Source organism: Acinetobacter sp. UBA6571 (assembly GCF_002434085.1).
Taxonomy (GTDB): Bacteria; Pseudomonadota; Gammaproteobacteria; order Pseudomonadales; family Moraxellaceae; genus Acinetobacter; species Acinetobacter radioresistens.
In genome coordinates this window covers 1-3,151 of the sequence record NZ_DJJJ01000016.1, presented here as the reverse complement: position 1 = coordinate 3,151, position 3,151 = coordinate 1, and the positions used below count along the sequence as shown (strand labels likewise).

Genomic DNA, 3,151 nt, shown 5'->3' with positions numbered 1-3,151 from the left:
CTGTTAATAACTCATTTGGACTAAAGTACGGCATATACTGCACCGCAGTTAAATCAGACCCGAACAAGTCCATCAACAGTTGTGCTGGCGACCATAGCAAGAGTGAACCACCTGATCCCTTCCCGAACTCAGAAGTGAAACCTCTTAGCGCTGATGGTAGTGTGGGGTTACCCATGTGAGAGTAAGTCATCGCCAGCTCATTATTCTAAAAAGCCCCCTCACATGAGGGGGCTTTTTTTATGCGGGGGTTAAATAATATTAGAATGATATTTTTTGAACTCTTTTAAATAATAGTCAATAATTCATCTAATGTTAAGTAATCCTATATAAGGGTTAAACAATATAAAATTTAATGAATATTCAACAGGCTTCCTTTAGTCTACAAATATTTTAATATTTAAATTTCTTTTAAAAGCATGAAGTAGCTTATTTTATAAATAATCAGTTACAAGATAAAAATCTATACTTTATCTTTAGATAATATTTATAAATATTTAAAATACTTCTAGAATCAGAAAATTAATTTCTGTAAATAAATAAAAAATAAATAACTAGGGTTGAATCTTATTTAAAAGCTGTTTCTCAATTTAAACCAGCCATACTCAATGTAGGTGTTATTCATATGAAATTTAATTCATTCTCTCCTGTATCCCAAGATGAAGCTGAACTTCGGCTTCCTGAAATTGTGTATTGGGCGTCTTTAGGTGATATGGAACACGTTAAACAGTTATTAGATGCTGGCATTGACCCAAACCAGGCTGATGAAGAAGGATACAGTGCACTGCATGCTGCAGCCGAAAATGGTTATTTAGGTATTGTGAAACTTCTTATAGACAAAGGAGCTGATCTACATAGTAAAGGGCAATATACTGTTCTACAGCTGGCAGAAATGGCTATGCATTCTGAAATTGTCGATTTTCTAAAATCATTTAAATAAATATATTAAAAAAGGAACCTCATCATCCTGATGAGATTCCTTTATATTTCGCTTGTAGGTAAAACTCCTGTTATACCTCACGCTCCTGGTGCTAAAACATATTATTGTTGTTTTATGTTCTGGAACTTCCTGTTCCTTGTTGATCTCAGAATACTTTGAATAACTTAATTGATCTAGCTGCAAAAAGCAGAAGAAGATGTAAGTTTAAACTGACAAGATTATATTTCTTGACTGTTCAGTAAATTTGAAAAATTTACACTTTTGCTTTAATCAAGCAGAATAATTAATTATTTCACATGTGAAGTATTTTATGTCTCGACCTAAATTGATCTATCTGCTGAGTCAGGCAGACCATAAAGTACAAAGCCTGATCAGGCAGTGTCTTCCAGAAGAATTGCAAAGTCCTTCACAAATGCTGGTACTGTTTTATCTTGATCAGCAGGATGGCATAACGCTTACGGAACTGGCTTCACGGATGCAGTTGGTTCCCTCTGCAATTACCGGGCTCATTCAACGAATGACAATACAAAAGCTGGTGATTAAAAAAAGTTCTCCAACCGATGCTAGAACTACCTGTCTATTTTTGACCGATTTATCCAGATCACTTCTTCCAGAGCTCAAGCAAAAAGCCACTTATTTAAATCAGTATATGCAGCAGGGATTTAGCATTGAAGAAATTTGTACTATTGAAAAATGGCTAGATTTTTTGACAAAAAATTTAGATAAAATGAAGGAAAAAGATTTATGAATAACTATATTGAAGTGAAATGTCGAGATGGCTATATCCTGAAAGGAATTTTGTACCCTAGTACTGCCCCTATAAAAAAGAGTGAACCTATAATCATTTCTCCAGCTACTGGTATTGTTCAGCAATTCTATCAACCTTTTGCCGTATGGTTAACTCAGCAGGGTTATGATGTTCTGACTTTTGACTTTAGGGGAATTGGTGCTTCACTTAATGGCGCACTAAAAGATTCTAAAGCATCTATTCAAGATTGGGGTTTACTGGACCTGCCAGCGGTCATTGATACAGCGCTAAAAAAGACGGGTGCTTCTCAGGTAAACATTATCGGGCATAGTGCGGGTGGTCAGTTAGTGGGTCTGGTTGAAAATCATCAGCAGGTTAAACAGCTTATTTCTATTGCAGGCTCGACAGGGCATATCAAAGGATTAAAAGGCCGTACCAAACTTCTGGCACCCCTTATGTTTAATCTGCTATTTCCCCTAAGTTCAGCTTTTAAAGGATATGGAGCCGCTAAAGTAATTGGAATGGGCGAAAACTTACCGAAAGGCGTTGCGCGGCAATGGGCACAATTCTGTAGCCGTCCTGGCTATGTCATGAATGCGGTAGGTAAAACGATCAATAAACATTATCATGAACAGGTTTGCTGCCCGATTACTGCTATTGCAGCAACTGATGATGAAATTGCAACAGAACAGAATATTGATGCTTTGCTGAAACTTTATCCGCTGGCCCCTACAAAGAAATTAATTATACAACCAAAACATTATGGCCACTTATTGCTGGTCAGTTAAACTGATTCTAGAGTATTAAGGAAGAGTGAATAAAGCTACTCTTCCTTGATACGTAGAGAACAGAAAATTTAAAAATAAAATTTTTTAATATCATTGAGAGGCTAGGGTTAATTATATCTAAGCGGGATATTAATCTGCCTGAATACAAGCAGTGAGTGATTCTTCATTGTCATATAAAAAATGCGCTCAACTATTTTTTGAAAAAGAATATAAAAAGGTCCGGGCCAATATCCAGCAATGACCAGCCTAAAGGTCGATGAAAGCTATATAGCCTTTCTTAAAAATTAATTTAAATAGAGGCGATAAAACATACAGCAGGGTTTAAATAATAATTTAGGTCATATGAAATAGATGAGTGAAGAATAAAAATTAACTTGTCTAACCGAAGTTAAAATAAGAAAGAACGATTTAAAAAAATTAAAAAAGTAGAAAAAATACAAGAAAATGGTTAAAAAATGAGAAATAAAAAGCCTTTTTTCTTATTTTTGCTGAAAAATAGTACATACGTGAAAAATATATTAAATGGGGGGTTGCAATGATTCTGAAATCCTCTAGAATGCACCCCATACCGACGAGATAGACGGAAATAAACAAGCGCAAGGCGCTAAGTTGTTGAGTTTATCGAAGTCCAGCTTCTAGTACTGACGAGGTATTAGAAAGATCATTAAGAGAATATGA

3 protein-coding genes and 1 rRNA gene are annotated in these 3,151 nt (G+C 35.2%); all 4 read left to right on the top strand.

Going from position 1 to position 3,151, the window contains the following annotated elements; all coding sequences use genetic code 11:
• Positions 1-83 precede the first annotated feature (83 nt).
• Positions 84-198: ribosomal RNA gene (rrf, locus tag B3X18_RS02475) — 5S ribosomal RNA — on the top strand.
• 424 nt (positions 199-622) lie between these two features.
• Positions 623-937: an ankyrin repeat domain-containing protein gene (locus tag B3X18_RS02470; RefSeq protein ID WP_034671379.1), complete on the top strand. Its 315-nt coding sequence runs from the start codon at positions 623-625 to the stop codon at positions 935-937.
• Positions 938-1,247: 310 nt separating this feature from the next.
• On the top strand, positions 1,248-1,685 hold the full coding sequence (locus B3X18_RS02465; protein WP_005017607.1) for a MarR family winged helix-turn-helix transcriptional regulator: 438 nt from the start codon (positions 1,248-1,250) through the stop codon (positions 1,683-1,685).
• Positions 1,682-2,473, top strand: coding sequence for an alpha/beta fold hydrolase (locus tag B3X18_RS02460; RefSeq protein WP_051590416.1), 792 nt, complete (start codon positions 1,682-1,684; stop codon positions 2,471-2,473). Before B3X18_RS02465 ends, B3X18_RS02460 begins: the two co-directional genes overlap by 4 nt.
• Positions 2,474-3,151: the final 678 nt, after the last annotated feature.

What these genes read in the sequence shown, in the direction of transcription:
- B3X18_RS02465 (WP_005017607.1), top strand. Translation starts at nt 1,248, where the DNA reads ATGTCTCGACCTAAATTGATCTATCTGCTGAGTCAGGCAGACCATAAA.
- B3X18_RS02460 (WP_051590416.1), top strand. Translation starts at nt 1,682, where the DNA reads ATGAATAACTATATTGAAGTGAAATGTCGAGATGGCTATATCCTGAAA.
- B3X18_RS02470 (WP_034671379.1), top strand. Translation starts at nt 623, where the DNA reads ATGAAATTTAATTCATTCTCTCCTGTATCCCAAGATGAAGCTGAACTT.